General features: G+C 64.2%; 17 protein-coding genes and 2 pseudogenes. 12 read left to right on the top strand and 7 right to left on the bottom strand.

Going from position 1 to position 24,524, the window contains the following annotated elements; all coding sequences use genetic code 11:
* Nucleotides 1-26: 26 nt before the first annotated feature.
* Entirely contained in the window at nt 27-461 is a 435-nt protein-coding gene (locus ASD38_RS06620; protein ID WP_156390602.1) for a response regulator, read from the bottom strand.
* A gap of 176 nt (nt 462-637) precedes the next feature.
* Between ASD38_RS06620 and ASD38_RS06615 the strand changes: the two genes are divergently transcribed.
* Together ASD38_RS06615 and ASD38_RS06610 are read left to right on the top strand one after the other, a co-directional pair.
* Nucleotides 638-2,830 carry an ATP-binding protein gene (locus tag ASD38_RS06615; protein ID WP_082560690.1) on the top strand — a complete coding sequence of 731 codons (2,193 nt, stop codon included), beginning with the start codon at nt 638-640 and terminating at the stop codon, nt 2,828-2,830.
* Between the two features lie 204 nt (nt 2,831-3,034).
* Nucleotides 3,035-3,781, top strand: a complete 747-nt coding sequence (locus ASD38_RS06610; protein ID WP_056458730.1) for a hypothetical protein — start codon at nt 3,035-3,037, stop codon at nt 3,779-3,781.
* A gap of 36 nt (nt 3,782-3,817) precedes the next feature.
* Here ASD38_RS06610 and ASD38_RS06605 read toward each other — a convergent pair.
* The 3 genes and pseudogenes from ASD38_RS06605 to manD all read right to left on the bottom strand — a co-directional run bounded on the left by ASD38_RS06605 (nt 3,818) and on the right by manD (nt 10,644).
* Nucleotides 3,818-6,798 (bottom strand): annotated as a pseudogene (locus ASD38_RS06605) (Tn3 family transposase).
* A gap of 218 nt (nt 6,799-7,016) precedes the next feature.
* The gene (locus ASD38_RS06600) at nt 7,017-9,344 is read right to left on the bottom strand and encodes a glycoside hydrolase family 3 N-terminal domain-containing protein (protein ID WP_056438668.1); all 2,328 of its coding nucleotides are present in this window, start codon (nt 9,342-9,344) and stop codon (nt 7,017-7,019) included.
* 88 nt (nt 9,345-9,432) lie between these two features.
* On the bottom strand, nt 9,433-10,644 hold the full coding sequence (manD, locus tag ASD38_RS06595; RefSeq protein WP_056438665.1) for a D-mannonate dehydratase ManD: 1,212 nt from the start codon (nt 10,642-10,644) through the stop codon (nt 9,433-9,435).
* 844 nt (nt 10,645-11,488) lie between these two features.
* On the opposite strand from manD, the gene ASD38_RS06590 reads away from it, so the two are divergent.
* From ASD38_RS06590 to ASD38_RS23760, 10 genes are all read left to right on the top strand, one after another.
* Entirely contained in the window at nt 11,489-13,711 is a 2,223-nt protein-coding gene (locus ASD38_RS06590; protein ID WP_056438662.1) for a TonB-dependent receptor, read from the top strand.
* Between the two features lie 115 nt (nt 13,712-13,826).
* The gene (locus ASD38_RS06585; RefSeq protein WP_056438659.1) at nt 13,827-14,372 is read left to right on the top strand and encodes a sugar-binding domain-containing protein; all 546 of its coding nucleotides are present in this window, start codon (nt 13,827-13,829) and stop codon (nt 14,370-14,372) included.
* A 243-nt stretch (nt 14,373-14,615) separates the two neighbouring features.
* Nucleotides 14,616-15,338 carry a TetR family transcriptional regulator gene (locus ASD38_RS06580; protein WP_200945996.1) on the top strand — a complete coding sequence of 241 codons (723 nt, stop codon included), beginning with the start codon at nt 14,616-14,618 and terminating at the stop codon, nt 15,336-15,338.
* A 141-nt stretch (nt 15,339-15,479) separates the two neighbouring features.
* On the top strand, nt 15,480-16,841 hold the full coding sequence (locus ASD38_RS06575) for an MFS transporter (protein ID WP_056438656.1): 1,362 nt from the start codon (nt 15,480-15,482) through the stop codon (nt 16,839-16,841).
* 73 nt (nt 16,842-16,914) lie between these two features.
* Nucleotides 16,915-17,217 (top strand): hypothetical protein, encoded by a 303-nt coding sequence (locus tag ASD38_RS06570; RefSeq protein ID WP_056438653.1) that lies wholly within the window; start codon nt 16,915-16,917, stop codon nt 17,215-17,217.
* Between the two features lie 98 nt (nt 17,218-17,315).
* Nucleotides 17,316-18,467, top strand: coding sequence for a Gfo/Idh/MocA family protein (locus ASD38_RS06565; RefSeq protein ID WP_056438650.1), 1,152 nt, complete (start codon nt 17,316-17,318; stop codon nt 18,465-18,467).
* Between the two features lies 1 nt (nt 18,468).
* Nucleotides 18,469-19,644, top strand: coding sequence for a dihydrodipicolinate synthase family protein (locus tag ASD38_RS06560; protein ID WP_056438647.1), 1,176 nt, complete (start codon nt 18,469-18,471; stop codon nt 19,642-19,644).
* Nucleotides 19,644-20,462 carry a sugar phosphate isomerase/epimerase family protein gene (locus ASD38_RS06555; RefSeq protein WP_056438644.1) on the top strand — a complete coding sequence of 273 codons (819 nt, stop codon included), beginning with the start codon at nt 19,644-19,646 and terminating at the stop codon, nt 20,460-20,462. The genes ASD38_RS06560 and ASD38_RS06555 overlap by 1 nt, the downstream gene beginning before the upstream one ends.
* Nucleotides 20,446-21,729 carry a glycerate kinase type-2 family protein gene (locus tag ASD38_RS06550; RefSeq protein WP_056458727.1) on the top strand — a complete coding sequence of 428 codons (1,284 nt, stop codon included), beginning with the start codon at nt 20,446-20,448 and terminating at the stop codon, nt 21,727-21,729. Before ASD38_RS06555 ends, ASD38_RS06550 begins: the two co-directional genes overlap by 17 nt.
* Nucleotides 21,726-21,881, top strand: coding sequence for a hypothetical protein (locus ASD38_RS23760; protein WP_156390601.1), 156 nt, complete (start codon nt 21,726-21,728; stop codon nt 21,879-21,881). The genes ASD38_RS06550 and ASD38_RS23760 overlap by 4 nt, the downstream gene beginning before the upstream one ends.
* 192 nt (nt 21,882-22,073) lie before the next feature.
* On the opposite strand, the pseudogene ASD38_RS23230 reads toward ASD38_RS23760, so the two are convergent.
* From ASD38_RS23230 to ASD38_RS23225, 3 genes and pseudogenes are all read right to left on the bottom strand, one after another.
* Nucleotides 22,074-22,598 (bottom strand): annotated as a pseudogene (locus ASD38_RS23230) (transposase); the annotation flags it as partial.
* Between the two features lie 237 nt (nt 22,599-22,835).
* The gene (locus ASD38_RS06545) at nt 22,836-23,420 is read right to left on the bottom strand and encodes a recombinase family protein (RefSeq protein WP_056437571.1); all 585 of its coding nucleotides are present in this window, start codon (nt 23,418-23,420) and stop codon (nt 22,836-22,838) included.
* Nucleotides 23,421-23,680: 260 nt separating this feature from the next.
* On the bottom strand, nt 23,681-24,523 hold the full coding sequence (locus tag ASD38_RS23225) for a TniQ family protein (protein ID WP_162252125.1): 843 nt from the start codon (nt 24,521-24,523) through the stop codon (nt 23,681-23,683).
* Between the last annotated feature and the right edge of the window lies 1 nt (nt 24,524).

Here is a 24,524-nt window from a genome sequence, read left to right as displayed (position 1 = left end):
CGGTGAAGACCCAAACTCAAATTACGTCAATCGTTTTCTGTGCCTGCAAAATCTCGCAGCCAGGCGTCCAGGCGCTCCGGTCGGACTGGCTTTTCGAGGACGGGGTAAAGCTCGGTCAACTGTCGGTGCTTTGCGCCCCGCCGCAGCGACCCTGTCAGGAGTAGGGCGGGGGCCTTGACCCCTAGCGCGCGCAATTGCGCTAGGGCATCCACGCCGGTCAGGCCGTGATCCAGATTGTAGTCCGCCAAGACCGCCTTCACCTCTCCGGCGCGCCCGTCCAAGGCCGTGACGACGCTGACGACGTCGCGGCCATGAACCGCGCGATAGCCTCGGTCAGTAAGGAACATGGTTAAGGCGGTGGCGGTGCGGGGGTCATTTTCCAATACAATGATCAAGTGACCGGGGCCTGCGTTCACAAAGGACTCCATCGCCGCCGGGGGCAGCGAAACGAACGGTCTCACTATAGCGCCGGCTCCTCGACACAGCGAATCGGCCAAACGCACTAGCCAAACGGCATAGCTCACTCGATCGGCAGTCTTAGGTCGTCGTGCTGGCCATCTCGTCAATATACAGGGACGTGGGAAGCGTTAGCCTCTCCCCCTCGTTCGCGTTTCAGCGAAAGGGGGGGGGGAAGCCAATGAACGCGCCCTACAATGTCAAATATATGCGGGTCGCGGGCGAGTACGCATTCGCATCCGCTCGCACATGGTCACGGTTCTCAAGGTCATGGGTTGATGGCCTCAAGCGCGAGCGAGGCGAGCCAGAAGACCGATATCAATCGCCTCGCGAGAAGGCCTATTTAGAAAATGGCGAAAGTTGCCCGTCCTGTGACCTTCCGGTGTTGAGCCACCACACCTCCAGGTCCGGCTCGCCACCGTCGTCGCCAAGAAAGCCGCGGCTCTGGGCTACGCTTGCGGCCAGTTGGGGACGTCGATCAATCGAGTTGAAGATCATAAGTATTTGCGTCGGCGCGACCATCACGGCTCTATCCCTGACATTGTCGATCTTCCTCTTGCGGGACTGGCAGCATCAACGCGCTGCGCTCGTGGACGAATATTCCGAGTTCAGCTTGAATCTCGTTCCGGAAATTCTGAGCGCCAAAAGCGCCGGAGACTCGGCTCCATTCCTGGCTGCCGAGGCGATGGTGCGTGGAAACCGGCATATCAAGGATGCGATCTGGTACCCCGCCACAGGTGAAAAAGTCATCTTGAAGTCCGAGGGGGGCGAGTGGGATTTGCAGCCTCCGTCGTCGCGCCTCGCGCGCTTTTCGGAATTCACCGCGCACGGCCTCACCGTGGTGACACCACACCTTTCGCACGGCAAGGTCGACGGCAAACTCCTGCTGCGCGCCGACACGGAAGAAATAAGCGGTGACTTTCTGCGGCGCTGTCTCACTGTGCTGGCTTTGGCAGGGCTGGCTACAGCGGCTTCGGCGGCGATGGCCTATGCCCTCGCGCGTCAGACTCTACGCCCCTTGCATAAGCTTGAAGGGGCCATCGCGGCAGTTCGGTGCTCGCGTGATTTCGCCCAACGCGTCCTGATTGGCGCCGACGACGAGCTGGGTGGCTTGACCGAGAGCTTCAATGCCTTGCTCGCTGATTTGCAAGGTTACGATGACCGACTGCAGCACAGTCTGAGGGAACTGATCGAGGCGCGTAACGTGGCCCAAGAGGCCAACGTCCTAAAGTCACAGTTCCTCGCGAACATGAGTCACGAAATCAGAACGCCGCTCAATGGGATTCTGGGCATGGTCCAGGTCATGAATATGGAGCGCCTGACCGGCGTTCAGCGCGACCGCCTCGGATTGATTCAAAAGTCAGGCGTAAATCTTCTGGCGATCCTCAACAATATCCTGGACCTCTCGAAGATCGAAGCGGGCCATTTCGAGCTTGAGCACGCCCCGTTCGAGTTACATGAAGTGGTTGTCGGCGCCTGCGCGGTCTTCGAGGAGGTCGCAAGGAGCAAAGGCGTGAACTTCGTGCTCGACATCGATGATCGCGCCGAGGGTGTTTGGATCGGCGACGCTCTGCGGGTTCGCCAGTTGATCTATAATCTCGTGTCCAACGCCCTCAAGTTCACGTCCAGGGGCGAAGTGAGAATTCGCGTTGACGCCCCAGACGCCCAGGATGGACGGGTTCTCGCTATCCGAGTCGATGACACAGGGATCGGCATAGCGGCCGAAGCTCTTCCACAACTCTTCGAGCGGTTCGTCCAGGCCGACAGCAGCATCATGCGTCGGTTTGGCGGAACGGGACTGGGCCTGACGATCTGTCGACAGATCGTTGAACTCATGGGCGGAGTGATCGACGTGCGCAGCCAACTCGGTAGTGGCACGTCGTTCGAAGTTACCTTGCCCCTGGATTGGACGGGGCCGAGCGCGAGGCGGGAAGGCGACGATGGTGGCGATCAGGGAGAGAAGATCGATTTGTCCGCGCTCCGCGTTTTGGCCGCAGATGACAACGAGACCAATCGCCGTGTCCTGACCGCCATTCTGAACGCCCTCGGTGTGTCGCCGGTCCTGGTCGAGGATGGCCGGCAAGCTGTGGATGCCTGGAAGGCCAACGCATTCGACCTGGTGCTGATGGACATTCAGATGCCGGAGTTGGACGGGGTTGCGGCGTTGCGGGAGATTCGCGCTCTGGAGCGACACAATGGAACGTCCTGCGGGATGGTCGTGGCGCTGACCGCCAATGCGATGAACCATCAGGTTGCCGAGTATGCGTCCATTGGCTTTGATGGCCACATTGCAAAGCCGATCGTGGTTGAAGATCTTTATGCAATGTTGGTGAAAGCGATCCGAAGTAAGGGTTGTTTGGGTGGAGTTGTATAAGGCGTTGTTTGGTGTGAACTGATAGTTGGTTGCTATCGTTCAATAGCGGTGCCGTAGTTGGGCGGTTTGGGGCGAGCGTGCAAGTCCCTCTGAGGTCTGGGCGCACTTTTAGGCTCTGGATGCTGAGTTGAGCGCGGCACTGTACCGCAGCTCATCCGGCATACCTGCAAGCTAGTCTATCTATCACAACGATAGAGAAAAATCATGACCGCCATCGCCTGCCTTAAGATCTTTGTCGGCGAGGAATTACGGTTCGCCGATTCAGAGGCCATAGCCGGGCTGGTGGCCAAGGTGGCGGGCGCCTATCTGGAAACCACTTGGACCTGGCCGCGTCGCCATGGATTGGTGGCGCCGTTCTCCTTTGTCCTGGCCGACCCCCGCGCCACCCGCCTCGACGCCCGGGAGTTGCAGAAGCTCGCCGCGGATTTGCAGTTCAAGTTGTTTGGCGACAAGGGTGCGGGCGATATCACCTTGCTGATGTTCGAGGGGGACCAAAGTGACGTCATGCGATTTGCTAGCACCCACGCCGAAGCCCTTAGAGTCTTGATCGCGGGCGAGGACGATGGAGGTTTTGCTGGGCGGGTTTGCAAGATCACGCCGGAGGGCGTGACGAGCCTTCAGCCCCATGGTGGTCCCGTGGAGGGCATGCCGCCCGCCGAGGAACTAGCGGCGATTGAACCCGAGCCGTCTGCCGGCGGTGGCGCTGGGTTTTTGGATGGCCCGATGCCGACGGCCGGATGGTGGGGGATCTACTATCTCCTCAAGGAACGGTTCGTTGGCAGCGGCATCGACTGGCGCGCGGCGTGGGATGGCGGCCGTTTCGGCGCGGTCGAGGACGCCGACGTCACGACCCGAGACCTTGTATGCCTGGCGGCGGCGCGTGACGCCCTGACCGGCGCGCCTACGGGCTACATGTTCCTGCCCTTCAGAGGGCAGCGCGGCATTTGTTAGCTCAGCAACGCTAAGGGCGAACGGAAGCCGAACGCGTCAAGCTGAGGCCGCTCCGCGCTTTCGGCGACCCAGGGTCAGCTGCCTGCGCCCCGTTGTCAGCGCTGCAGCTTGGTCCCAGAGGAAGTCGCCCGAGAACGCGATGTGCTCCCATCCAACCGGCGAGGTGTGGGCGAGCAGATCGTCAGGGGCGGGCTCGCCAGCAGCCCGCAAGTGATCGATTGCATCTGCCATGTAGGTCGAGTTCCACCAGACGATGGCGGCGATCACCAGGTTCAGACCAGAAGCGCGATACTGTTGAGCGTCACGGCTCCGCTCGGAGATACGGCCCTGGCGGAATGTGCAGATGGCCTGCGTCAGCGCATGGCGCTGCTCGCCTTTGTTGAGACCCGCCTGGCAACGTCGCCGAAGCGCCGGGTTCTCGAGCCAGTCGAGCATGAACAAGGTCCGCTCGATCTTCCCGACCTCCTGGAGGGCGACGGCAAGCTGATTTTGTCGCTCATAGGCTGCGAGTTTGCGCAACATGGCCGAGGGGGCGGCGTGGCCAGCCTTGAGCGAGGCGACCAGGCGCAGGATCTCGCCCCAGTGCTCCTTGATGACATCGGCCCGCACCTTCCTCCCCATGATTGGGGCCAAGCCGGGATAGGCCGATGGCGGGCCGATCGAGACTAGCCGCCGATCTTGAAAATCGCGCAGCCGCGGGCAAAACCGAAAGCCTAGCAGCGTGCAGAGCGCGAAGACGTGGTCGGTCGCACCGCCGGTGTCTGTGTAGTGTTCCGCGATCTGTAGGCTTGTACCGTGGTGGAGTAGCCCATCCAGAACATAGGGCGCTTCGTGCGCGGCCGCCGAGATGACGCGCGCATGGTAAGGCGCGTGCTGGTCGGAGACGTGGGTGTAGAAACTGAAGCCTGGATCGACGCCATAGCGGGCGTTTACCTCGCCGGCACTGCCCCCGCGCTTGCCCGACCGGAAGAACTGCCCATCGGAACTGGACGTCACGCCCTCGCCCCAGACTGCTGAGAGCGGCAGGGCATGATGGGCGTCGATGATGCGCGCTAGCGCCGCTTTATAAGTGTCGTCTCGAATGAAGGCGTCCGCCGTCCAGACCAGTTGGTCGCGGGTCACGCCCTGGCTGGCCTGGGCCATGCGCGCCAGGCCCAGATTGGTGGCGTCGGCGAGAATGGCCGCCAGGAGCGCATTCTCGTTTGAACAGGGCTCGCCGGTGCGCAGGTTGGTGAAGGCACCGAGGAAGCCGGTGTCCGCGCGACCTCGTGCATGAGTTCAGTCACGCGGATTTTCGGCAGCATGGCGTCGATCCGGTCCGCGAGAACGTCGGCTTCAGGCGGCGTCGCGAGCCGTACCGGACTGATGTGCAGCCGACCGTCCCGCATCTCCACGCCTTCCAGCCGGCCGCGTTGGAGACGATGTGCGAAGCGCTTGAGCCGCCAGTCCAACTCCCGGCTGCGGCCATCGAGCCAGGCCTCAGCGGTCGCTGGCAGGCCAAGCCCGGACGTGATCGGTTGGGCTTGGGTCGGGGGCAGCATGTAGCTGTCGAACTGGCGATAGGCCGTCGACCGCTCGACCCAGACGTCCCCTGATCGGAGCTTGTTGCGCAGGTGGGCCAGGGTGGCGGTCTCGTACAAGCGCCGGTCTACACGTCCATGGCCATCGACAACGAGGGCACGCCATTCCTTCTTGAAGGGCATCGGCGCGTCGGACGGCGCCGCGCGCCGCCCGGACCTGTGCAACTGCCGAAGCACCTCGATCGCAGCGAGCGTCTTCTCGCTCCCGCGCGCGGCCTTGAACTCCAGCGCATTGAGCAAGGCAGGCGCGAATTTTCGTAGGCTGGCATATCGATCGGCGGCACGGACGAGTGGATCGACGTCCGCAGTATCGGCGATCTGGGCCACCTGATCCCGGACCCGCAGCAGCTTGCTCCAACCTACGGCCTCATCGAGGGCCGTCATCGGATCAGCGTCGGTTTCGGCCGCCGTGGCCAGCGCATCAATCGTGCCAAGGAACAGACGCATCAGCCGGGCGACGTCCTTGGCGGTAGAGTTGTACTGGCGCTCCTGGGCGTTCTTCCCGCGGGTGAAAGCCGCGCCGATCAGTCGATCGGCCATTTCAATCGCCGCGTCGGTGAGGCGTGCTTCGAGATCGACCAACAGCGCGACCACGGTCGCGCGCCGGCGGGCGAGAGTGTAGCGGTCAATGAGATACGTCGGTGACAGGCGGCCCTCGCGCACCAGGCGGCGCAGCCGATCTGGATGGATGCGGTCCCCGGCGTTGCGGGCGATATCGAGGGATCGAACGGCGCTGAGTTTGTCGAGGATCTCGCGGACATGGTCAGGCTTGGGGCTGGTCGGAATTGTCCTCAGCGACGTCAGGCGTGTGAAGCCCGTCTCCGGATCGAGGCTCAACATTTCATCCAAGGCCGCCAACTGCTCCGGGTCCAGGCCGGCAAGCAGGGCGTCGTGGACGCGCTTGCGCGCTGTGGCCCGGCCGGTGATGCCGGCGCGCTCGATCGTAGCTATCGCCGGCAGCATGATCGCCTTGCCGCGAAGCGCGGCGACGACCGCGCCGGCAATCAACGCGCCCTTGTCCGTCGACCAGGCGGCCGAAGCCGCGGCGTCGATCATCAGGCTCAGGTCCGCCCGTGTGGGCGAGCGCATTCCGAGCGCGTCGCCGAGTTCGCGAGCATGATCGGTCATGGTCTGCTCGCGAGTCGCATAGTCGGCCAGAGCCGCCGTCGGCAGCTGCAGTTGGCTGGCGATGAAGCTGACAAGCGGCTCCAGGTCCACGCCGGGCTGCTCGGTGACTTGAGCCAGGGTCAATCCTGGATGGCGGATCAGGGCGAGCTGAACCGCAAACCCCAAGCGGTTGCGATCTTCGCGCCGAGCTTCGATCAAACCAAGATCCGCTGGCTCAAAGGTGTAGAGGCGCGCCAATGCGTCGCGATCGACAGGAACCCCGAAAAGCTGGCGCCGCTCCTCGGCACTGAGCAGGTCTCGCCGCCCCATGATCGCCTCCGGCACCGTTTCATGGCTATAGAGCAACGCGGGGAGAACGACGTAAATGGGCGAGCAACCGCGGCAGGGCAGGGGGCTCCACTACAAGCGGCCCACTACTGGCTGGGAGTTCGCATTACGTTCGCCCTTGGCGTTGTTCAGCTAACAAATGTCGCGCTGCCCTCAACTGGGCGCGCTGTCGTTCAACTGACGCAGGCCTAGGCGCTTGGTCAGTAGCTAAGGCCAAAGCCGTAAGGGTAGAGCGCTCCGTCGGCCGTCTCGGCGTATCCGGGGGCGTCGGGGTTCTGTTCCAGCACGGCCCTAGTCGTACGAGGCAGGGCGAAGGGTAGGCGGCCTCTAGGAGCGGCGCGGCCACTGATGACGTCCAGTTGCGCCTGGTCGCTGACGCCGAAGGTGGCGATCAAGGCCCCGGCATCCTTCACGCGGCTGGCGTCGTCGATCACGAAGGGGCTGCGGAAATAGATCGAGATGACCAACTTGCCGGAGCCGCCCGCCTCTCGCGCGGCAGCCTGAATCTCGGCCAGGGACGGCGTCATGGTCCAGCTCTGCGCCTCGGCGATGTCGCTGAGCGCCAGCATGTTGATTTCCCAGGGGAAGGGGCCGCCGAAAATGAGGCGGCTGTCGAGGCAGGTCTCTTGCCCTGGCGGCGGCTTGACCTCCGGCTCATAGACGCAGGGGTCCTGCGCGCCCCAGGTCGCCTGCCGCTTTCCGGTACGCGGATCAACCAGGGAGAAGTCGGCGGGGAGACGGCGGCCGCCGGTCGCCGGATCGTCCGAGGCGTATCTTGCGGCGCGGCTGTTATCGATCAGCACCTTGACCAGGACAGCGTCGGTCCCAGCGGGGACCGGTGGACGGTTCTTGGCGTTGCCGTCGGTGACGGAAAAGCCGTACCGCGCGGCTTCTTCCGCCTGGAACCCCATGACATAGACCCGCGCGCCCACTTTGAGGGGCAGCAGGGCGTCGCGGTTCTGTAACAGCACGACCGACCGGTGCTGGATGTTCAGGCCAGCGGCGCGGTTCTCTAGCCTGCCGATATGGCCGGAGGCGGCCTCGGCATCGACATAGGGGTTCTCAAACAGGCCTAGCTGGAACTGCTCGGTCAGGAGACGGATCACCGCCGGGTCGATGTCGGCGTGCTCGTTGAGCAGACCTTGGCTCACCAGGCCGGTGATGGTGCTGGCGGAGCTGAATTCGGACAGGACGTCCGAGCCGCTCTTGATAGCGATCGCTGTGCGGTCGGCGGGGGTGTAGGGCCTGTCGGTCGCCGGATTGACACGGTAGCTCTCAAGGCCCCAGCCGCGCGTCTCGATGACGCCACTGTCGGAATTGACATAGCCCTTGAAGCCCAGACGGGCGCGCAGCAGGTCGGTGACGATCTGCTTAGAGAACGCCATGCCCTGCTCCTCATAGCGCACGCCCTCGTAGGTCAAGCCGACGGGAACCCCGTAGTAGGGCATGATGGAGGAAGCGCCCGCCGCGATGGCCGCCTGGAAGGGCCTGAGGTGATAGGCGAAGCCGTAGCGGCCGGTCTTGTCCAGGTAGAGCTGGTTCTTGCCGAAGGTGTAGTGCGGGTCGAGGCCCATCTCCTGCGGCCCTCCGCCGGGGAAGTGCTTCACCGTCATGGCCACTGCGGATGTCGGCGACAGCGACGTGCCATCCGCGCGCACGGGGCCCTGCAGCCCGCGCAACAGTTCCCTCATGATGTCGCTCATGAGATCCGCGTCTTCGGTGAAGGTTTCGTGGGCGCGGGTCCATCGCGGCTCTGTCGTCAGGTCCGCCATGTAGCCGTACATGCCGCGTAGGCCGATAGCCCGCCACTCTTCGCCCATCACCCCGGTGAACTGCCGGATGACCGACATGTCCCCCTTCAGCCCGGCGGGTGCGGCGCCATCCTTTGTCGTCGGCGCGCCTGCGCCGAGGGCGGCGGCCGCCAGGCCCGCCTCCTTGGGGAACTCGGTGAAGACGCCCGCTCCAGCGGCGATGCCGAACAGGGCGTTGGTCTCGACGTGGTTGCGGGCATTGTCCTTGAACAGCCCCGGGATGCCGAGGCGGGCGGCCTCCAGCCTTTCTTGCACCGCATTGGTGAACCGGGCCATCTGGAACGGGCTCTGGGCGTAGCCGCCGCGCGGGGCGGGACCCGTCGGCTTGTGGCTGCAGTCCGCCCCCGTCGCCGTCACCTTGGCCCGCAGGATGAAGCGGGTCATCTTCTGGGTGTCGATCAGGTCGGCGCCGCGCGCCGAGATGCCGCCATCGCACTCTGGGTTGTTGGTGGCGATCAGCATCGTCCCGGCCTTCTCCGCCAGGGTCATGCGGCCGACCAGGTCGCGGGCGCGGGTCTGCGGGGTCAGTCGCCAATCCTCATAGGGCTGTAGCCTGCCGTCGCCGTTCAGATCCTTGAACTTAAGACCGCCGATGGAGAGCACCGGCTTGGCCCTGGCCGCGACGGCCGGCTGTTCAGCCGCCTGGGCGCCGGCGGCGCAGGTCGCAACGAGGAAGAGGGTAAGGCTGGCGAGGCGCATGCGGTCGGCCTTTGTCATCTGTGAGGGTTTCAGGCAGGGGCGCTGTTGGCGTGATGGTCGCAGCGCAGGTGTTTGATGGTCCGGCGTGCGGGCATTTGGGCGGTCCTCACCAGTTGAACAGCGTGCCATCCTCCAGGCGGTTCACCGGCAGTTGGGCGGGGCGATAGGGGTACTTGGCCGCCAGGGCTTCGTCGATATCGACGCCGTGGCCCGGCGCTTCGCCCGGATGCAGATCGCCGTTCTTGAAGGTGTAGGCGTGGGGGAACACCGCGTCGGTTTCGGGCGTGTGGCGCATATATTCCTGGATGCCGAAATTGGGCACCCACAGGTCGAAGTGCAGGGCCGCGCCCATGCACACCGGCGACAGGTCGGTGGCGCCGTGGAAGCCGGTCTTGACGTTGTTGATCTCGGCCAGGCCGGCGATCTTCTTCAGGTGCGAGATGCCGCCGCCATGGACGATGGTGGTGCGGATGTAGTCGATCAGCTGTTCTTCGATCAGCTGCTTGCAGTCCCAGATGGTGTTGAACACCTCGCCGACGGCCAGCGGGGTCGTGGTGTGCTGGCGGATCAAGCGGAAGCTGGCCTGGTTCTCGGCGGGGGTGACGTCCTCCAGCCAGAAGGGGCGATAGGGCTCGAGGTCCTTGCCCAGACGCCCGGCTTCGATGGGGGTCAGGCGGTGGTGGCTGTCGTGCAGCAGGTGGACGTCCCAGCCCAGGGCCTCGCGGGCAGCCTCGAACAGCTTGGGCACGGTGGGCAGATAGCGGGAGGTCGACCAGACGTTCTCGGTCGGCAGGGCCGCGTCGGCCGGCTCATAGAACAACTTGTCGCCGGAGACGCCGTAGGTGCTGGCCAGGCCGGGCACGCCGGTCTGCAGGCGGATGGCCTTGTAGCCCATGGCCTTGTACTTGATGGCCTCGGCGATGGTCTCGTCGATATCGGCCCCGTTGGCGTGGCCATACACCATCACCCCCGTGCGGCTGGCGCCGCCCAGTAGTTGGTATAGCGGCATGCCCGCCAGCTTGGCCTTGATGTCCCACAGCGCCATGTCGACCGCGGCGATCGCCGACATGGTCACCGGGCCCCGGCGCCAGTAGGCGCCCTTGTAGAGAAACTGCCAGATGTCCTCGATGCCGTGAGCGTCGCGGCCGATCAGGCAGGGAGCGACGTGCTCCTGCAGATAGGCGACGACCGCCAGTTCGCGGCCGTTCAGCGTGGCGTCGCCAATGCCGTAGGTCCCGTCTTCGGTGGTGATCTTCAGGGTGACGAAGTTCCGGCCAGGGCAGGTCACGATGACCTTGGCGTCGGTGATCTTGGGCATTTGAGTCTTCCGCGAGTGTCTCTGGCGACGTCGAGGCCGTGTCTGGCCTTTCTGGCGTCGCTCGTCAAAGTGGCCTGGCCAATTGCGTTAGTTCACCAGGCTCTGTCAAGCGTGCCCTGGCCAATCCGAGCCTCTGTCGCGGAGCTGTCGGACCAAAATGTCCATAAGACATTGAGGATTTTCACAAAACAACGGTAACCGGCGTCACCGATTTTTGGCGAGAGGTCAGGGGAATAACTTGAAATTGGCCAGGCCACTTGTTAGGTTCCGTCCTAACGACGAAGGGCCCTCATGGCCCAAAACAAGTCGAAGAGGGGAAGAACCATGAACCGCCTGCTTTGCTGCGTCTCCCCCCGTGCGCTTTGGCGGGCTCCATGGAGCCCGCCATTTTTCTTTTCGAGACCTAGAACGAGGCAGTGATGGCTGACAATACCCTGCCGAGACTCTGGTCCGCGCTGGATGAAAAATCAGAGGCAGGTCATCGCCTTCGCGGCCAAGGGTTTTGGTCTCATCTTCGTTCCTTCGTCACTACGACGAGACCAAAACCCTCCTCTAAACGGAACCCTCAATCTGTCTCATGGGCGCTGACGGCGGACACTCGGGGGGAGATCATTGACACACCTCTCCCTTTGCGTAACTAGTTGGTTACCGTGGCCTGATCTGCGGAGTTGACCGGCCGCAGGGCTGGCGGGGGAGGGCGCATGGGCCAGCGTTATATTTCGCGTGCTGACATCGGGTTCCGAAACGGAGCCGAGGGGTGAGGGCGCTCGGTTCCGACGCCCGGGCCATCGGCGCGGCCTCCCAAAGTCGCAAACAAGTCGAACAAACAAGAAGGGAAAAATCCATGAACCGGTTGCTCTACTGCGCGTCCACGCCCGCGCTCCTGTTGGCGATGGCCACGTCCGCTTTCGCCCAAGCCGCGCCCGACGCCATCGCGCTCGACGAGGTGGTCGTCACCGCGCAAAAGCGCGCCGAGAACGTCCAGAACGTGCCCCTGGCGGTTTCAGTGGTCACCGCGCGGCAGCTGGAAAGCGCCGGCATCAAGGAATTCACTGACGTCTCGCGCGTCGCGCCGTCCCTGACCATCCGCCAGGCCGACCAGCCCATCAACGCCTCGGTGGCGCTGCGCGGCATCGGCACCTTCGCCTACGGGATCGGCGTCGAGCCCAGCGTCGCGGTGCAGATCGACGACGTGCCGATCTCGTTCCAGGCTCGGGCCTTCTCCGACCTGACCGACGTCGAGCGCATCGAAGTCCTGCGCGGGCCGCAGAGCACCCTCTACGGCAAGAGCGCCTCGGCCGGCCTGGTCAACATCACCACCCGCGACCCCAGCGCCAAGTTCAGCGTGCTGGCCAACGCTCTGGCCACTGACGATCACGAGTACCGGGGAGCGGTCAGCCTGTCGGGCCCGATCGGCGAGACCCTGGGCTACCGCCTGAGCGCCAGCCGCAGCGAATACGACGGCAACGTCACCAACCTTTACGACCACACCAAGATCAACGGTCGCGACGAGACGTCCATCCGCGGCAAGCTGCAGTGGCGGCCGATGGACGAGCTGAAGGTCACGCTGGGCGCCAGCTACATCGAGGGCACGGCGACGCCCGACGCCACGATGCGCGTCTATACCCCGGGCGCGACCCTGCGCGGCACGCCCGGCCTGACGGCGAACGTGACCATGCCCGGCGTCGTGCCGGGCGAGGAGAACCTGACCGTCAGCAACGACACGCCGCCTTATGCCAAGAGCGACGGTTTCGGTCAGTCGCTGAAGATCGAGTACGAGCTGCCCAAGGACTTCACCCTGGTCTCGATCAGTTCGCACGACCAGTTCCGACTGGACGACCAATCGGACTCCGACCGGACGTCCTATGCCGGCATCAAGAACTCGTACGGCGGCTACTTCAAGGCCAAGGCCAATACCCAGGAACTGCGCCTGCTGTCGCCCGGCGACGGAGTGTTCCGCTACACCTTGGGTCTGTTCTATGGCGACAACGACCTTCAGCGCAGCTTCAGGCGCGGCCCGGTCTTCTCGCAGGCCCAGTGGTACGCCATGGCCACCTCAGAGAACAAGGCGGCCTTCGGCCAGGGGGAATGGACCTTCCTGCCGAAGACCACGGCGATCGTCGGCCTACGCTACCAGAAGGAAGACATCGGCTACTATTTCAACGACATCCGGAACGGCAACGCCAAGTTCTCGGGCGGCGCTTCGGACAGCTCGGCGACCTATCGGCTGGGCCTGCGGCAGCAGGTCAACGACGACGTCATGGTGTTCGGCTCGTTCGCCACCGGTCACAAGGGCCAGACCTACGACCTGACCACGGGCTTCAACCAGGCGCGGGCCGATGTCGGCCCGATCAAGCCGGAGACCTCGGACTCGTTGGAGGCGGGGATCAAGAGCCAATTCCTGGATCACCGCATCCAACTGAACGGCACGATCTTCCATGTGAAGTACGACGATTATCAGGCCCAGGGGATCGACCTGGTCGGCGGCACCCAGAACTTCCGCCTGACCAATGTCGGCAAGGTGCTGACCAAGGGCGTGGAGGTCGAGGCCAACGCGATCCTGACCAAGGACCTGCGCCTCAACGGTTCGATCGCCTATGTCGACGCCAAGATCACCTCGTTCCCCAAGGCGGCCTGTTGGCCGGGGCAGACCGCGGCCCAAGGCTGCGTCGCCGGCTCGCCGTCGTTCCAGGACCTGAAGGGCGAGACCCTGCCCAACGCGCCCAAATGGAAGATGAACCTCGGCCTGGATTTCTCCCAGCCGGTAGGCGACTACGAGATGATCTTCTCAGGCGTCTACGCCTATCAGACCAAGGTCAACTTCTCGCTGAACACGGACCCTGGAACGGTGCAGAAGGCCTATGGCGTGCTCAACGTGTCGGGCGGCTTGCGCAAGCCCGGCGGCGGCTACCAGGCGGTGATCTTCGTCAACAACGTTTTCGACAAGAGCTACGCGGTGAACGGCGCCAGCCAGTACGGCAATTTCGGCAACCAGTTGGTCACCGAGCTCCAGCCGGCGCGCGACTTCCACCGCTATGCGGGCGTGCGCCTCTCGGTTTCCTACTAGGGCGTCCTCCCAAGCCCTTGGGCGGCGGGCTTCGGCCCGCCGCCTTTCTTTGTGGTCACGGCGGCGAAGTTCCCCGCTAGGCTGCACCAAACGCGTCTTCAAACAGAGGCGTACGATGTCGGATAATTCGCGGAACGATGGTGAAACCCGGCGTGGTCTGGTCACCCGCAGAGGCGCGGTCGGCGCCACCGGCGGCATGGTCCTGGCCGGCGTGGCGGTCGGCGCGAGCCGGGCCCAGGCCCAGGCTGCTAAACCCGGCCCCGCCTCCGGCGTCCCCAGCATCCTCTATCCGCATGAGAGCCCGACGCGGTCCACCAAGAGCCTGGCCGCCACCTGGCGCTTCCGCCCCGATCCCAAGGACGTCGGCGAGGCCGAGGGCTGGCAGAAGGGCCTCAAGGACTTCCGCCTGATCCCGGTGCCGGCCAGCTGGAACGACATCTTCGACGACGTGCGCAACTATGTCGGCTCGGCCTGGTACGAGACCGACTTTCGCGTCGACAAGGGCTGGGCCGGCCAGCGCATCCACCTGCGCTTCGGCTCGGTCAACTACACCGCCAAGGTCTGGCTGAACGGAAAGCTGTTGGGTGGCCATGGTCGAGAACCTCTGGGACCTGCGACAGCCCGCCTGCCGCGAGCTGCTGGCAGCGCGCGGGGCGGGTGAGGGCGCGGGCTCTGGTCAACGACCGCCAGGAGATCCTGGACGCCCTCAAAGCCCGCGATCCGGCCGCCGCTCGCACAGCATGGCGGACGTCTAGGCAGGGACCGCTTCGCCGTGGCAGGCCTTGCCCGGCGCGGCGTCCTCGTATTCGTCATGGCTGCGCATCCAGTCGCCCCTCGGTGACCCAGGCCGCCCGCTTCATCGCCGGGTCCTTCGGCAAGGTGGGTTGAACTGTCTCGATCCGCCTTGGTCGGGGCTGAAATCCAGCTGTCCGCGATGCTCAAGCACGCTATACACGACCTCATGAAAACTGGACTGGGCGGCGTGAATTCCGAGGTGCTCGACGCAGGGGCTAAACGCGCCTTCGATGTTCGCGAACGCATTCTCGAAGCGGCGCTCGCGGAGTTCGCCACCAACGGACTTGGAGGGGCGAGGGTCAACACGATCGCCGAGCGATCGGGTATCAACAAGCGCTTCCTTTATGAGTATGTCGGGAACAAGGAAGCCTTGTGGCTCGCGGTCCTTGAGCGGGTCTATTTGGACATGCGCAAGGGCGAACAGGCCCTCAAGCTCGAGGCGGTCGACCCTGAACAGGGCATGCGGCTCTTGGTCCGGTTCAACTTCCGATTCCATGCTGAGCACCCGGAATTTCTGGCGATGCTCAATGAGGAAAACCGACAACACGCCAAGAACCTGGCGCGGTCGGCACGGGTGCCGGGGATGTATTCGCCCTTGATCCACACGATCCAGGACCTTCTCGGCCGGGGTGCCGCCGCAGGATTGTTCAAGACCGGCCTGGACCCCGTCCAAGTCTACATCTCGATCGCCGCGTTGAGCTATTTCTACTGCTCGAACCGCTACACCCTCTCGACGATCTTCGATCGCGATTTCGGATCGCCTCGCGAGATGCTGCAGCGCGAAGAGCATGTGATCGAGGTTGTCATGGATCACCTGCGCCTTAGTCGTTGACACACCTCTCCCTCTGCGTAACTAGTTGGTTACCGTAGCCTGATCTGCGGAGTTGACCGGCCGCAGGGCTGGCGGGGGAGGGCGCATGGGCCAGCATTGTATTTCGCGTGCTGACATCGGGTTCCGAAACGGAGCTGAGGGGTGAGGGCGCTCGGTTCCGACGCCCGGGCCTGGTGGTGCGAGGTGACCCGTTACCAGTGGTTCGTCTTCGCGATCGTCTCGGGGGCCTGGCTGTTCGACACCCTGGATCAGCGCATCTTCTCTTTGTCGCGCATTGCGGCCCTGTCGAATTTGATGGGCGCGCCGGGCACGGACCTGGCGGTCCAGGCCATGGCCAAGAGCGCGACGGCCATCTTTCTTATCGGCTGGGGGGTCGGCGGCCTGGTGATCGGAGCGCTCGGCGACCGCTTTGGCCGTTCGCGTCTGCTCCTGGCCTCGGTGGCCCTCTATTCGGTCTGCAGCGGAGCCACGGCGATGGTCACTACGGCCGACGCGTTCGCTGCGCTTCGGTTGCTGACGGGCATCGGCATCGGCGGGGTTTTCGGCCTGGCCGTGACAATCCTATCTGAGGTGGTATCGGGACAGGCGCGCGTGGCCATGCTTGCCCTGCTCCAGGTGCTTTCGACGGTGGGAAACATCCTGGCCGCCGTGCTTAAAATGGCTGCCGACCACTTAGTGGCGAACGGTCATCTGGCGCAGGACGATGTGTGGCGGGTGCTATTCTTCATCGGCGCCTTGCCGATCCTGATCTGCGTCGTCGGGGCTTGGCGCCTGCGCGAGCCTGAGCCGTGGCGACGGCTGCAGGTCGCGGGCCAACTGCCGAAGGGGGCGTTGGGCGCCTTTATCGAGCTGTTCCGGTCTCGGGAGGACCGCCGCAACTTGGTGATCGGCTCGCTGCTGTCGATCGCGGGCGTTGTGGGTTTGTGGGCCATCGGCGAGTTCGCCGTCGATCTGCAGGACGCCGTCTTCACGCTTCATTTCCAGAAAAATCACCCGGCCCAGGCGGTGCGCGCTCTGGTGGCCGACGCCAAGAATTGGGCCTATTTCCTGCAGATGGTCGGCGGCGCGCTGGGCATGATGGTCTTTGGCTACGCGGCCAACCGCATCGGCCGGCGCCCCGCCTTCATCATCGCCTTCGCCGGGGCCTTCGTCGTCACGGTGATGGTCTATTGGAAGCTTCAGACGCCCCTCGACGCCTACTGGATGATGCCGTTGATGGGCGCCTTCCAGCTTGGCGTCTTCGCCGGGTTCTCGATCTACTTGCCCGAACTGTTCGGCGGGCGGGTGCGGGGCACGGGGGTCTCGGTGGCCTATAATCTGGGCCGCTTCGCCGCGGCGGCGGGCGGCTTCGGCTCGGCCTTCCTGACGACGCGGGTCTTCGGTCACATCGAAGGTCCTGACGCCCTGCGCTATTCCGCCATGCTGATGTGTTCGATCTTCCTGATCGGCATCCTGGCCGCGTGGCGTGCGCCTGAAACCCGGGGCGCCGAATACCGTGATTGATGCGCCGAGGCTTCGTTTGTTGAACGCGGCGCGGTGCGCGGACTGGAGCCATGAGGGGCGGGCGGCCTATTTCATGTCCGCCGAAGATCTCACCTATCCGTCGGACCTGCCCGTCCAGCAGGACCTGGGGCTGGCCGCTTTGGTCGGGGCCGGCCATGTCGAACGCAACGGCCACCACTATATCGCAGGCATACCCGCCGCCTCCACCGAGGAGGAGGAAGGCCTGCTGCGCGCCCATCCCGATCCTTACGAACGCAAGGGCGATCGCGTCCAACTGCGGATCGAAGACGGCCGTCTCAGCTTCGCCAGCCTCGACAAGCCGGGCTTTGCGTCCGGGTTCTCGCCGACTCTGGGCGATGGCCGGCCGCTGCTCTAACAGCGCTAAAATCATCACAACTGGTGCTCGGCGCGATTGACAAAGCTCGTCGATGCCGAGTAACCAACTGGTTACAGCAAGGTGGAAGGAATAAGAAAATGGCTCAGCAGCGGCTCGGCATCATCATGCACGGCATCACCGGCCGCATGGGTCTCAATCAGCATCTCATCCGGTCCATTTGCGCCATCCGTGCGCAGGGCGGGGTGACCTTGTCGAACGGCGACCGGGTCATGCCCGACCCGATCCTGATTGGCCGCAACCTGGAAAAGGTGCGCGCCATCGCCGCCCAGTACGGCATCGAGCGGGTAGCGACCGACCTGGACGCTGCTCTGGCCAATACGGAGGACACGGTCTTTTTCGATGCCGGTTCGACCCAAATGCGGATGGACCTGTTGCGACGCGCACTCGAGGCGGGCAAGCACATCTACAGTGAAAAGCCGGTGGCCGAGTCGCTGGACGAGGCCTTGAGCATCGCGCGCCTCGCGCGAGCTAAGGGCTTGAAGAACGGTGCCGTTCAGGACAAGCTCTACCTGCCGGGCCTACGCAAGATGCGCATGCTGCGGGACTCCGGGTTCTTCGGCCGGATCCTCTCGGTGCGCATCGAGTTTGGCTACTGGGTCTTCGAGGGCGACTGGCAGGCCGCCCAGCGCCCCAGCTGGAACTACCGCAAGGCCGACGGCGGCGGCATGATCCTCGATATGCTGCCCCACTGGCGCTACGTGGTCGACAACCTGTTCGGACAAATCCAGTCGGTCAGCTGCGTGGGCCGGGTCCATATCCCGCGCCGCGTCGATGAGCATGGCCAAGCTTATGAAGCCGACGCCGAGGATGCCGCCTATGTGACCCTCGAACTCGAGGACGGCGCGATCGCCCAGATTAACTCCTCTTGGGCGACCCGCGTCCGACGCGAAGACCTGGTGACCTTCCATGTCGATGGAACCTTGGGATCGGCCGTCGCGGGCCTGACCCGCTGCCACACCCAGCACCGAGTTAACACGCCGCGCCCGGTCTGGAACCCCGACCAGCCCCAGAGCATGGCCTTCGAAGCTCAGTGGGAAGAGGTGCCGGACAACGCCGTTTACGACAACGGATTCAAGTCGCAGTGGGAGGACTATATCCGCCACGTCGTCGAGGACGCGCCTTGGAAGTACGATCTGGTCGAAAGCGCCAAGGGCGTCCAGCTGGCCGAGCTGGCGCAGAAGAGCTGGGATGATCGTCGGGTGATCGACGTGCCGGCGCTTGAGGTCTGACATGGCCCACCTCACTCTGCCGACGGCCAATGGCCTTGAGCGCTACGATCTGTGCGCGCCGCGCGCCTTCGACGCGCCGCCCCCGACGACATTCAACCGCGTGGCCTTCTCGGCCGCCCATGTTGTCGCCGATCCGTTCGCGACGGGCGACCCCTGGTCGACCCCTGCGATAGACTGGGATCGCACCCTGGGCTTTCGCCATCACCTCTGGTCGCTGGGCCTGGGGGTCGCCGAGGCGATGGATACCGCCCAGCGCGGCATGGGCCTCAACTGGACCCTGTCGCAGGAATTGATCGCGCGGTCATTGAGCGACGCGACCCAGACCCCCGGCGCTCTGATCGCCTGCGGGGTCGGCACCGACCATCTCGACGCCGACGACGACACTACCATCGACGACGTCGTGCGCGCCTACGAAGAGCAGGCCGAATTCGTTGAGGCGCGCGGCGGCCGCATTATCCTTATGGCATCTCGCGCCCTTGTACGCGCCGCGCGCCGCCCGGCCGACTACGCTTATGTCTATGGACGGGTTCTATCGGCCGTGAAGGCGCCCGTGATCCTTCATTGGCTTGGCGCGATGTTCGACCCGGCACTCGAGGGTTACTGGGGCGCAACTGATCACTCGCAAGCCATGGAAGTGGCGCTTGAGGTCATCGAAGCCAATGTCGCCAAGGTGGACGGCATTAAGATCTCTCTGCTCGACAAGGAAAAAGAAGTCGTCATGCGCCGCCGGCTGCCAGCGGGTGTTCGGATGTATACCGGCGATGATTTCAACTATGTCGATCTGATTGTCGGTGACGGGTTCGGCGCGCCGCACCAGGCCCAGTCCGACGCCCTTCTGGGTATCTTCGACGCAATCGCGCCCGCCGCCAGCGCGGGCCTGTCCTGCCTGGCCGCAGGCGATGAGGCGGGCTTCAGGGCGATCCTCGAACCGACTGTTCCCCTTTCGCGGCACATCTTCCGAGCGCCAACCCGGTGGTACAAGACCGGGGTGGTGTTTATGGCCTATCTGAACGGACACCAGGACCATTTCACCATGGTCGGCGGGCAGCAGTCGGCGCGCTCGATCCAGCATTTGAGCGAACTCTTCCGCCTTGCGGACGCTGCGAACCTTCTGACGGACAAAGATGTCGCCGCCGACCGAATGCGGCGCGTCCTCGCGCTCGCTGGCGTGCTGTAGTGGCGGCGCTAGACCTTCTGTCGCTCAACACCGCTACGGTGCGCGACGCCTGGACCCTCGAGCAATGCATCGAGGGTTGCCAGCGCCACGGCGTCACCGCCATCGCGCCTTGGCGCGATAGGCTGCAGGAAATGGGCGTCGAGCGCGCGGCTCGCGCGATCCGCGGTGCGGGGTTGGACGTCAGCGGTCTCTGTCGGGGGGGCATGTTTCCGGCGCAGGAGGCTCAGGGCCGCCGCGCGGCGGTCGATGACAATCTCCGCGCCATCGATGAGGCGGCCAGCATCGGCGCGGCCTGCCTGGTGATGGTCTGCGGCGGCCTGCCTGCGGGGTCGCGAGATCTGCCCCAGGCCAGGGACATGGTTCGGGACGGTCTGGCGTCGATCCTGGATCATGCGCGGGCGGCGGGCGTGCGCATCGCGCTCGAACCCTTACATCCCATGACCTGCGCCGATCGCTCGGTGCTATCGACGTTGGGTCAAGCCCTTGACCTCTGCGATGAGCTCGGACCCGGCCTTGGTGTCGCGATCGATGTTTACCACGTATGGTGGGACCCCCAGGTCAGCGCGCAGATTGCCCGCGCCGGCGACCGCATTTTTGCGTTCCACACCTGCGACTGGCGCGTTCCGACCCGCGACCTGGTGTTTGACCGCGCCATGCCCGGGGACGGGGTGATCGACATCGCCGCGCTGCGTCACCAGGTACAAGCCGCCGGTTATGCCGGACGCCTAGAAATGGAGATCCTCTCCACCGACTGGTGGGCCCGGGATCCGAACGAGGTTCTAGCGATCTGCAAGGCCCGCCATGAAGCTTTCTGCTGAAAATCCGCCCGCGCCGAAAGATGTTCTGTTGGCGATGTTCCACGCGGCGGTGCGCGCTGCGGCCCCGGAAAACATCGTCGCGCACCTGCCTTCCGCGCCAACCGGCCGGGTCCTTGTGTTGGGTGCAGGCAAGGCGAGCGCGGCCATGGCGGCGGCGGTCGAGCGCGCTTGGCCCAGTGTTGAGATGTCCGGCCTAGTCGTTACCCGCTACGGACACGGCGCTGCCTGTGAGCGCATCGAGGTCGTCGAGGCGGGCCATCCCGTGCCGGATGCGCAAGGCCAGCGAGCCGCGGAGCGGATGCTGGAACTAGCCAGAGCGGCTGGTCCCGACGATCTGGTTCTGGCGCTGATCTCCGGGGGGGGGTCGTCGCTCCTGGTCAAGCCGGCGCCCGGGTTAAGTCTGGACGACAAGCGCGAGGTCACACGGCAGCTGCTGGCCTGCGGCGCGACCATCCAGGAGCTGAACTGCGTCCGCAAGCACCTTTCGGGCATCAAGGGCGGACGTCTTGCGCTCGCCGCCGCGCCCGCGAAGGTTCTCACCTTCGTGATCTCGGACGTTCCGGGCGACGATCCGTCCATGGTGGCGTCAGGACCGACCCTGGGCGACACGACCACCTCGACCCAGGCCCTGGCCATCGTTGATCGATACCGCCTGAACGTTCCGGAATCGGTGCGTAGGCATCTTACGGGCGCGCTCGTCTCGCCATGCACGCTGGACGCCCTTGCTAGCCGCTGCGCCATCGTCGCCCATCCTCAGATGTCGCTCGATGCGGCGGCGGCGGCTGCGCGGGCCTTAGGCGCTGAACCGATAATCCTTGGTGACGACATTCAGGGGGAGGCTCGGGAGGTCGCCGCGTCGATGGCGCGAATGACCCTGGACCATGTTCGGAGTCCCGGCGGTCGGTCCTCGCGCCGGGTCTTCCTGTCCGGCGGCGAGACCACAGTGACTGTTCGCGCGCCGGGTCGCGGCGGTCGCAATAGCGAATTCCTTCTTGCCCTGACAATCGCGCTAGGATCGACGCCAGGCATTTCGGCTATCGCCTGCGACACGGATGGGATCGATGGCTCGGAGGACAATGCCGGGGCAGTAATGGACCCGAGCTCGCTGCGCCGCGCAGCCGAACTCGGGCTAGATCCGCAAGAGTTCCTCTTCGAAAACGACAGCTACAGTCTCTTTCAAGCACTGGGCGATCTCGTCACAACCGGACCCACCCGCACCAACGTCAATGACTTCCGCGCCATCCTCGTGGAGATCGACCCGTCATGAATGAAGCGCATGACAACGCGAACTCTGACGGCCACATCTGGGGGCTTCGCACAAAGCCCTACCGCAGCTATGTGCTGACGACGTTACTGGTCATCTACATCCTGAACTTCGTGGATCGGGGCCTGCTGTTCATTTCTTCAAGCGTGATATGATTGTCAAAGACTCTAAACCTTGAGAATCTAAATCCCTTAGGGGGCGCGGGGGCGCGGGGGCGATCAGACTCCAAATGTTGCGATTGACTCCAATCGATGCGGGTCCTGACTCCTAAATCTGCGACGGAGATTCTCATGGCCTATAGAGTCAGCTGTCTCTTGGCCTGGACCAAAGCAGCCGCTTTGGGCGGAGCCATGACGCTGCCGGCTCAGGATCGGGCCTGATTCATGGCTTCCGTTCGGAAGGTCTGCTGGGCCGCGTGGCTGTCGGGCATAGCGCACACGACGGCGCCGGCGCATCCTGGGCAACAACTTGTAGAGCTCTGCGGCCCGGCCATCTGGCCCATAGACGTAGCGATAGATGGTCTCGTGGCAGGCGTAGGCTTGGAGCTGGCGGGTCGCTTTGAGATGGCCGGCGATCTGTTCTGGCGACCAGGTCTCTCGCAGACGCTCCGTGACAAAGCGGGCTAGTTCTGGATCACGATGCAGCTTTCCGACACGCCTGCGTCGCGACGAGGCACGCTCGTCGGCGGCGATGGCGAAGTAGCCGCGCAGCCATGGGCCATCATCGAACCAATTGCGCCGGATCTCGCGATGGATGGTCGACGGGTGGCGGCCAAGTCGCTCGGAGATGACCCGGACAGGCACCTTGGCGTCACGCCAGCGACAGATCAGGTGGCGTTCTTCAAGCGTGATATGATCGTAACGCGATCCCATGTGAAAATCTCCGTGGACCTAAGTCCATAAAAACCCTCACAAATCGCACTTCAAAATAGAATCCGCCCGGCTACATATGAAAAACGCATAATAAGCATTATCAGCAATAGCGGATTGTCGCTCCGGGACAACTGTCACATATCGAAATAGACGCGACTGGCGCTGTGGTTTGGGATTTTCGACCCAAATTCACGCGACTATTCGATATTTCGCGCGAAATAGACGCGACTGACCGGATCATGCGGGAACCATAGCAGCCTTGACCCTTAAAATCGACTGACGACTGGTTCTGTACTCGCGCGCGAGCGCCGAAACGCTGTCGCCGTTGGTGAGGCGCCGCTGGATATCTGCGCGGCCATCGGGCGTCAGACTCGGCGGCCTGCCGAGGATCTTGCCTTCGGCCTTGGCGCGGCTAAGCCCGGCCTGGGTGCGCTCGATCAGCTGGTCACGCTCGAACTCAGCAACGGCGTTGATGACGTTCATCGTCAGCTTGCCCGTCGAGCTGGCCAGATCAACGCCGCCAAGCGCGAGGCAATGCACCCGCACGCCGATCTCGGCGAGCTTCGACACGGTGCCGGCCACGTCCATGGAATTGCGGCCGAGCCGATCGAGCTTGGTGACAACCAGCACGTCGTCGGGTTCGAGCCGGTCCATGAGACGATTGAAGCCGCTGCGCTGGCTGGTGGCGACGCTTCCGGAAATGGTTTCGGAGATGACCCGCCGCGGTTCGACCTTGAAGCCGGCAGCCTGAATCTCCAGCACCTGATTTTCGGTTGTCTGCCCGACCGTGGAGACGCGAACATAGGCAAAGGTGCGTGGCATGGCCGGTTTTGTCCGAAAAGGATGTCCGGAATATAACGCGCGTCCGGAATTGCTCCAAGCTAATTTTCGGACATAGCGGGCCCACCCGTCCGAAACCGAACGATTTCGGACGGGCCGAGACTCCAACGACTCAGCGAGGTCTCTGCAGCGCTCGGCGGGCCGGTGTCGCGATGCAGCCGGGCCAGGCCTGCAGGCGGTCCGTGAGGATCGCACGCAGCCGATCGTCCAATTCGTCGAAGGCGTAGACAAACGGGCCGGGGCTATGCGGGTCGTTCCATCGCATGACGGTTGAGAACGGATGGCTCCGTGCTTGGGGCCAGGCCAGCAAAGTCGCCACGGCGGCGTAGACATTCATGCGATCGCGCGGACCTTGATCGGCAAGCAACGCCGTGCCGCCGGTCGCTGGCGCCGATGGAAAACGTCGCGCTGCCGTTGCGGATCTCGTCGAACTGGTGAGCGAACGTGGTCGTACTTCCCGGACGCCAGAGTACGACCTCGATCAGCGCAGTCGCGCTGACGAGGAAGGTCGCGGGTGTGCGCGGTAGCCACTGGGGGCCAGGCGGTTGCCCGCTCAGGGCTCGCATGAGGGCGTCTTCGAACGCCAGAGTGAATTCAGCGGGTCGGCCGGCGAAGTGTGTTGCGCCGATGCTGGTACGCGAGCCTTCATGAACGAAGCGCGCGGCGCCGTCCTGTAGGACAAGCCCGTAGCCGTCGAGGCCGGCCAAGCGGACTCGGTGCTTTGGACAACTGAAACGCCACGAGCTGGCGCTCGACGCCGAAACGAAGTGATCGCCAACCCTGTCCGCAGCGTCACGGCAACAGGCCGGGCAAGCCGCGCCACGAATGAAGGCAGGCCGGCTGAGCGCGAGCGGAGCCGCGATCGTCGCCGGGTCCGGCGCGAAGAAACGGCGCAGCTCGTTCGCATTCAGGCGCGTGCTCTCCGACAGCTGGTCGAACAGGCCGTCGGGTGGCGCAAGGTCTTGAGGATCGTCGCAACCCAGCCCGGACCAGAAGTCAGCCGCGGTGACGAAATTGTGGGCCGCCAGACGCGCCACCCACGACGATAGACCCTCGCCGGCCATTGGCCGGGGCGCGAACGGCAAC

It is taken from the genome of Caulobacter sp. Root487D2Y (genome assembly GCF_001427165.1).
Classification (GTDB): Bacteria; Pseudomonadota; Alphaproteobacteria; order Caulobacterales; family Caulobacteraceae; genus Caulobacter.
The sequence above is the reverse complement of the archived record's forward strand: the minus strand, read 5'-3'. Positions and strand labels throughout refer to the sequence as shown.

Bases quoted from the DNA above. Each gene is read 5' to 3' on its own strand.
- ASD38_RS06565 (WP_056438650.1), top strand. From the start codon at position 17,316: ATGGCTCAGCAGCGGCTCGGCATCATCATGCACGGCATCACCGGCCGC.
- ASD38_RS06585 (WP_056438659.1), top strand. From the start codon at position 13,827: ATGTCGGATAATTCGCGGAACGATGGTGAAACCCGGCGTGGTCTGGTC.
- ASD38_RS06600 (WP_056438668.1), bottom strand. From the start codon at position 9,344: ATGACAAAGGCCGACCGCATGCGCCTCGCCAGCCTTACCCTCTTCCTC.
- ASD38_RS06590 (WP_056438662.1), top strand. From the start codon at position 11,489: ATGAACCGGTTGCTCTACTGCGCGTCCACGCCCGCGCTCCTGTTGGCG.
- ASD38_RS06615 (WP_082560690.1), top strand. From the start codon at position 638: ATGAACGCGCCCTACAATGTCAAATATATGCGGGTCGCGGGCGAGTAC.
- ASD38_RS23760 (WP_156390601.1), top strand. From the start codon at position 21,726: ATGAATGAAGCGCATGACAACGCGAACTCTGACGGCCACATCTGGGGG.
- ASD38_RS06545 (WP_056437571.1), bottom strand. From the start codon at position 23,420: ATGCCACGCACCTTTGCCTATGTTCGCGTCTCCACGGTCGGGCAGACA.
- ASD38_RS06570 (WP_056438653.1), top strand. From the start codon at position 16,915: ATGTCCGCCGAAGATCTCACCTATCCGTCGGACCTGCCCGTCCAGCAG.
- ASD38_RS06610 (WP_056458730.1), top strand. From the start codon at position 3,035: ATGACCGCCATCGCCTGCCTTAAGATCTTTGTCGGCGAGGAATTACGG.
- ASD38_RS06560 (WP_056438647.1), top strand. From the start codon at position 18,469: ATGGCCCACCTCACTCTGCCGACGGCCAATGGCCTTGAGCGCTACGAT.
- manD (WP_056438665.1), bottom strand. From the start codon at position 10,644: ATGCCCAAGATCACCGACGCCAAGGTCATCGTGACCTGCCCTGGCCGG.
- ASD38_RS06550 (WP_056458727.1), top strand. From the start codon at position 20,446: ATGAAGCTTTCTGCTGAAAATCCGCCCGCGCCGAAAGATGTTCTGTTG.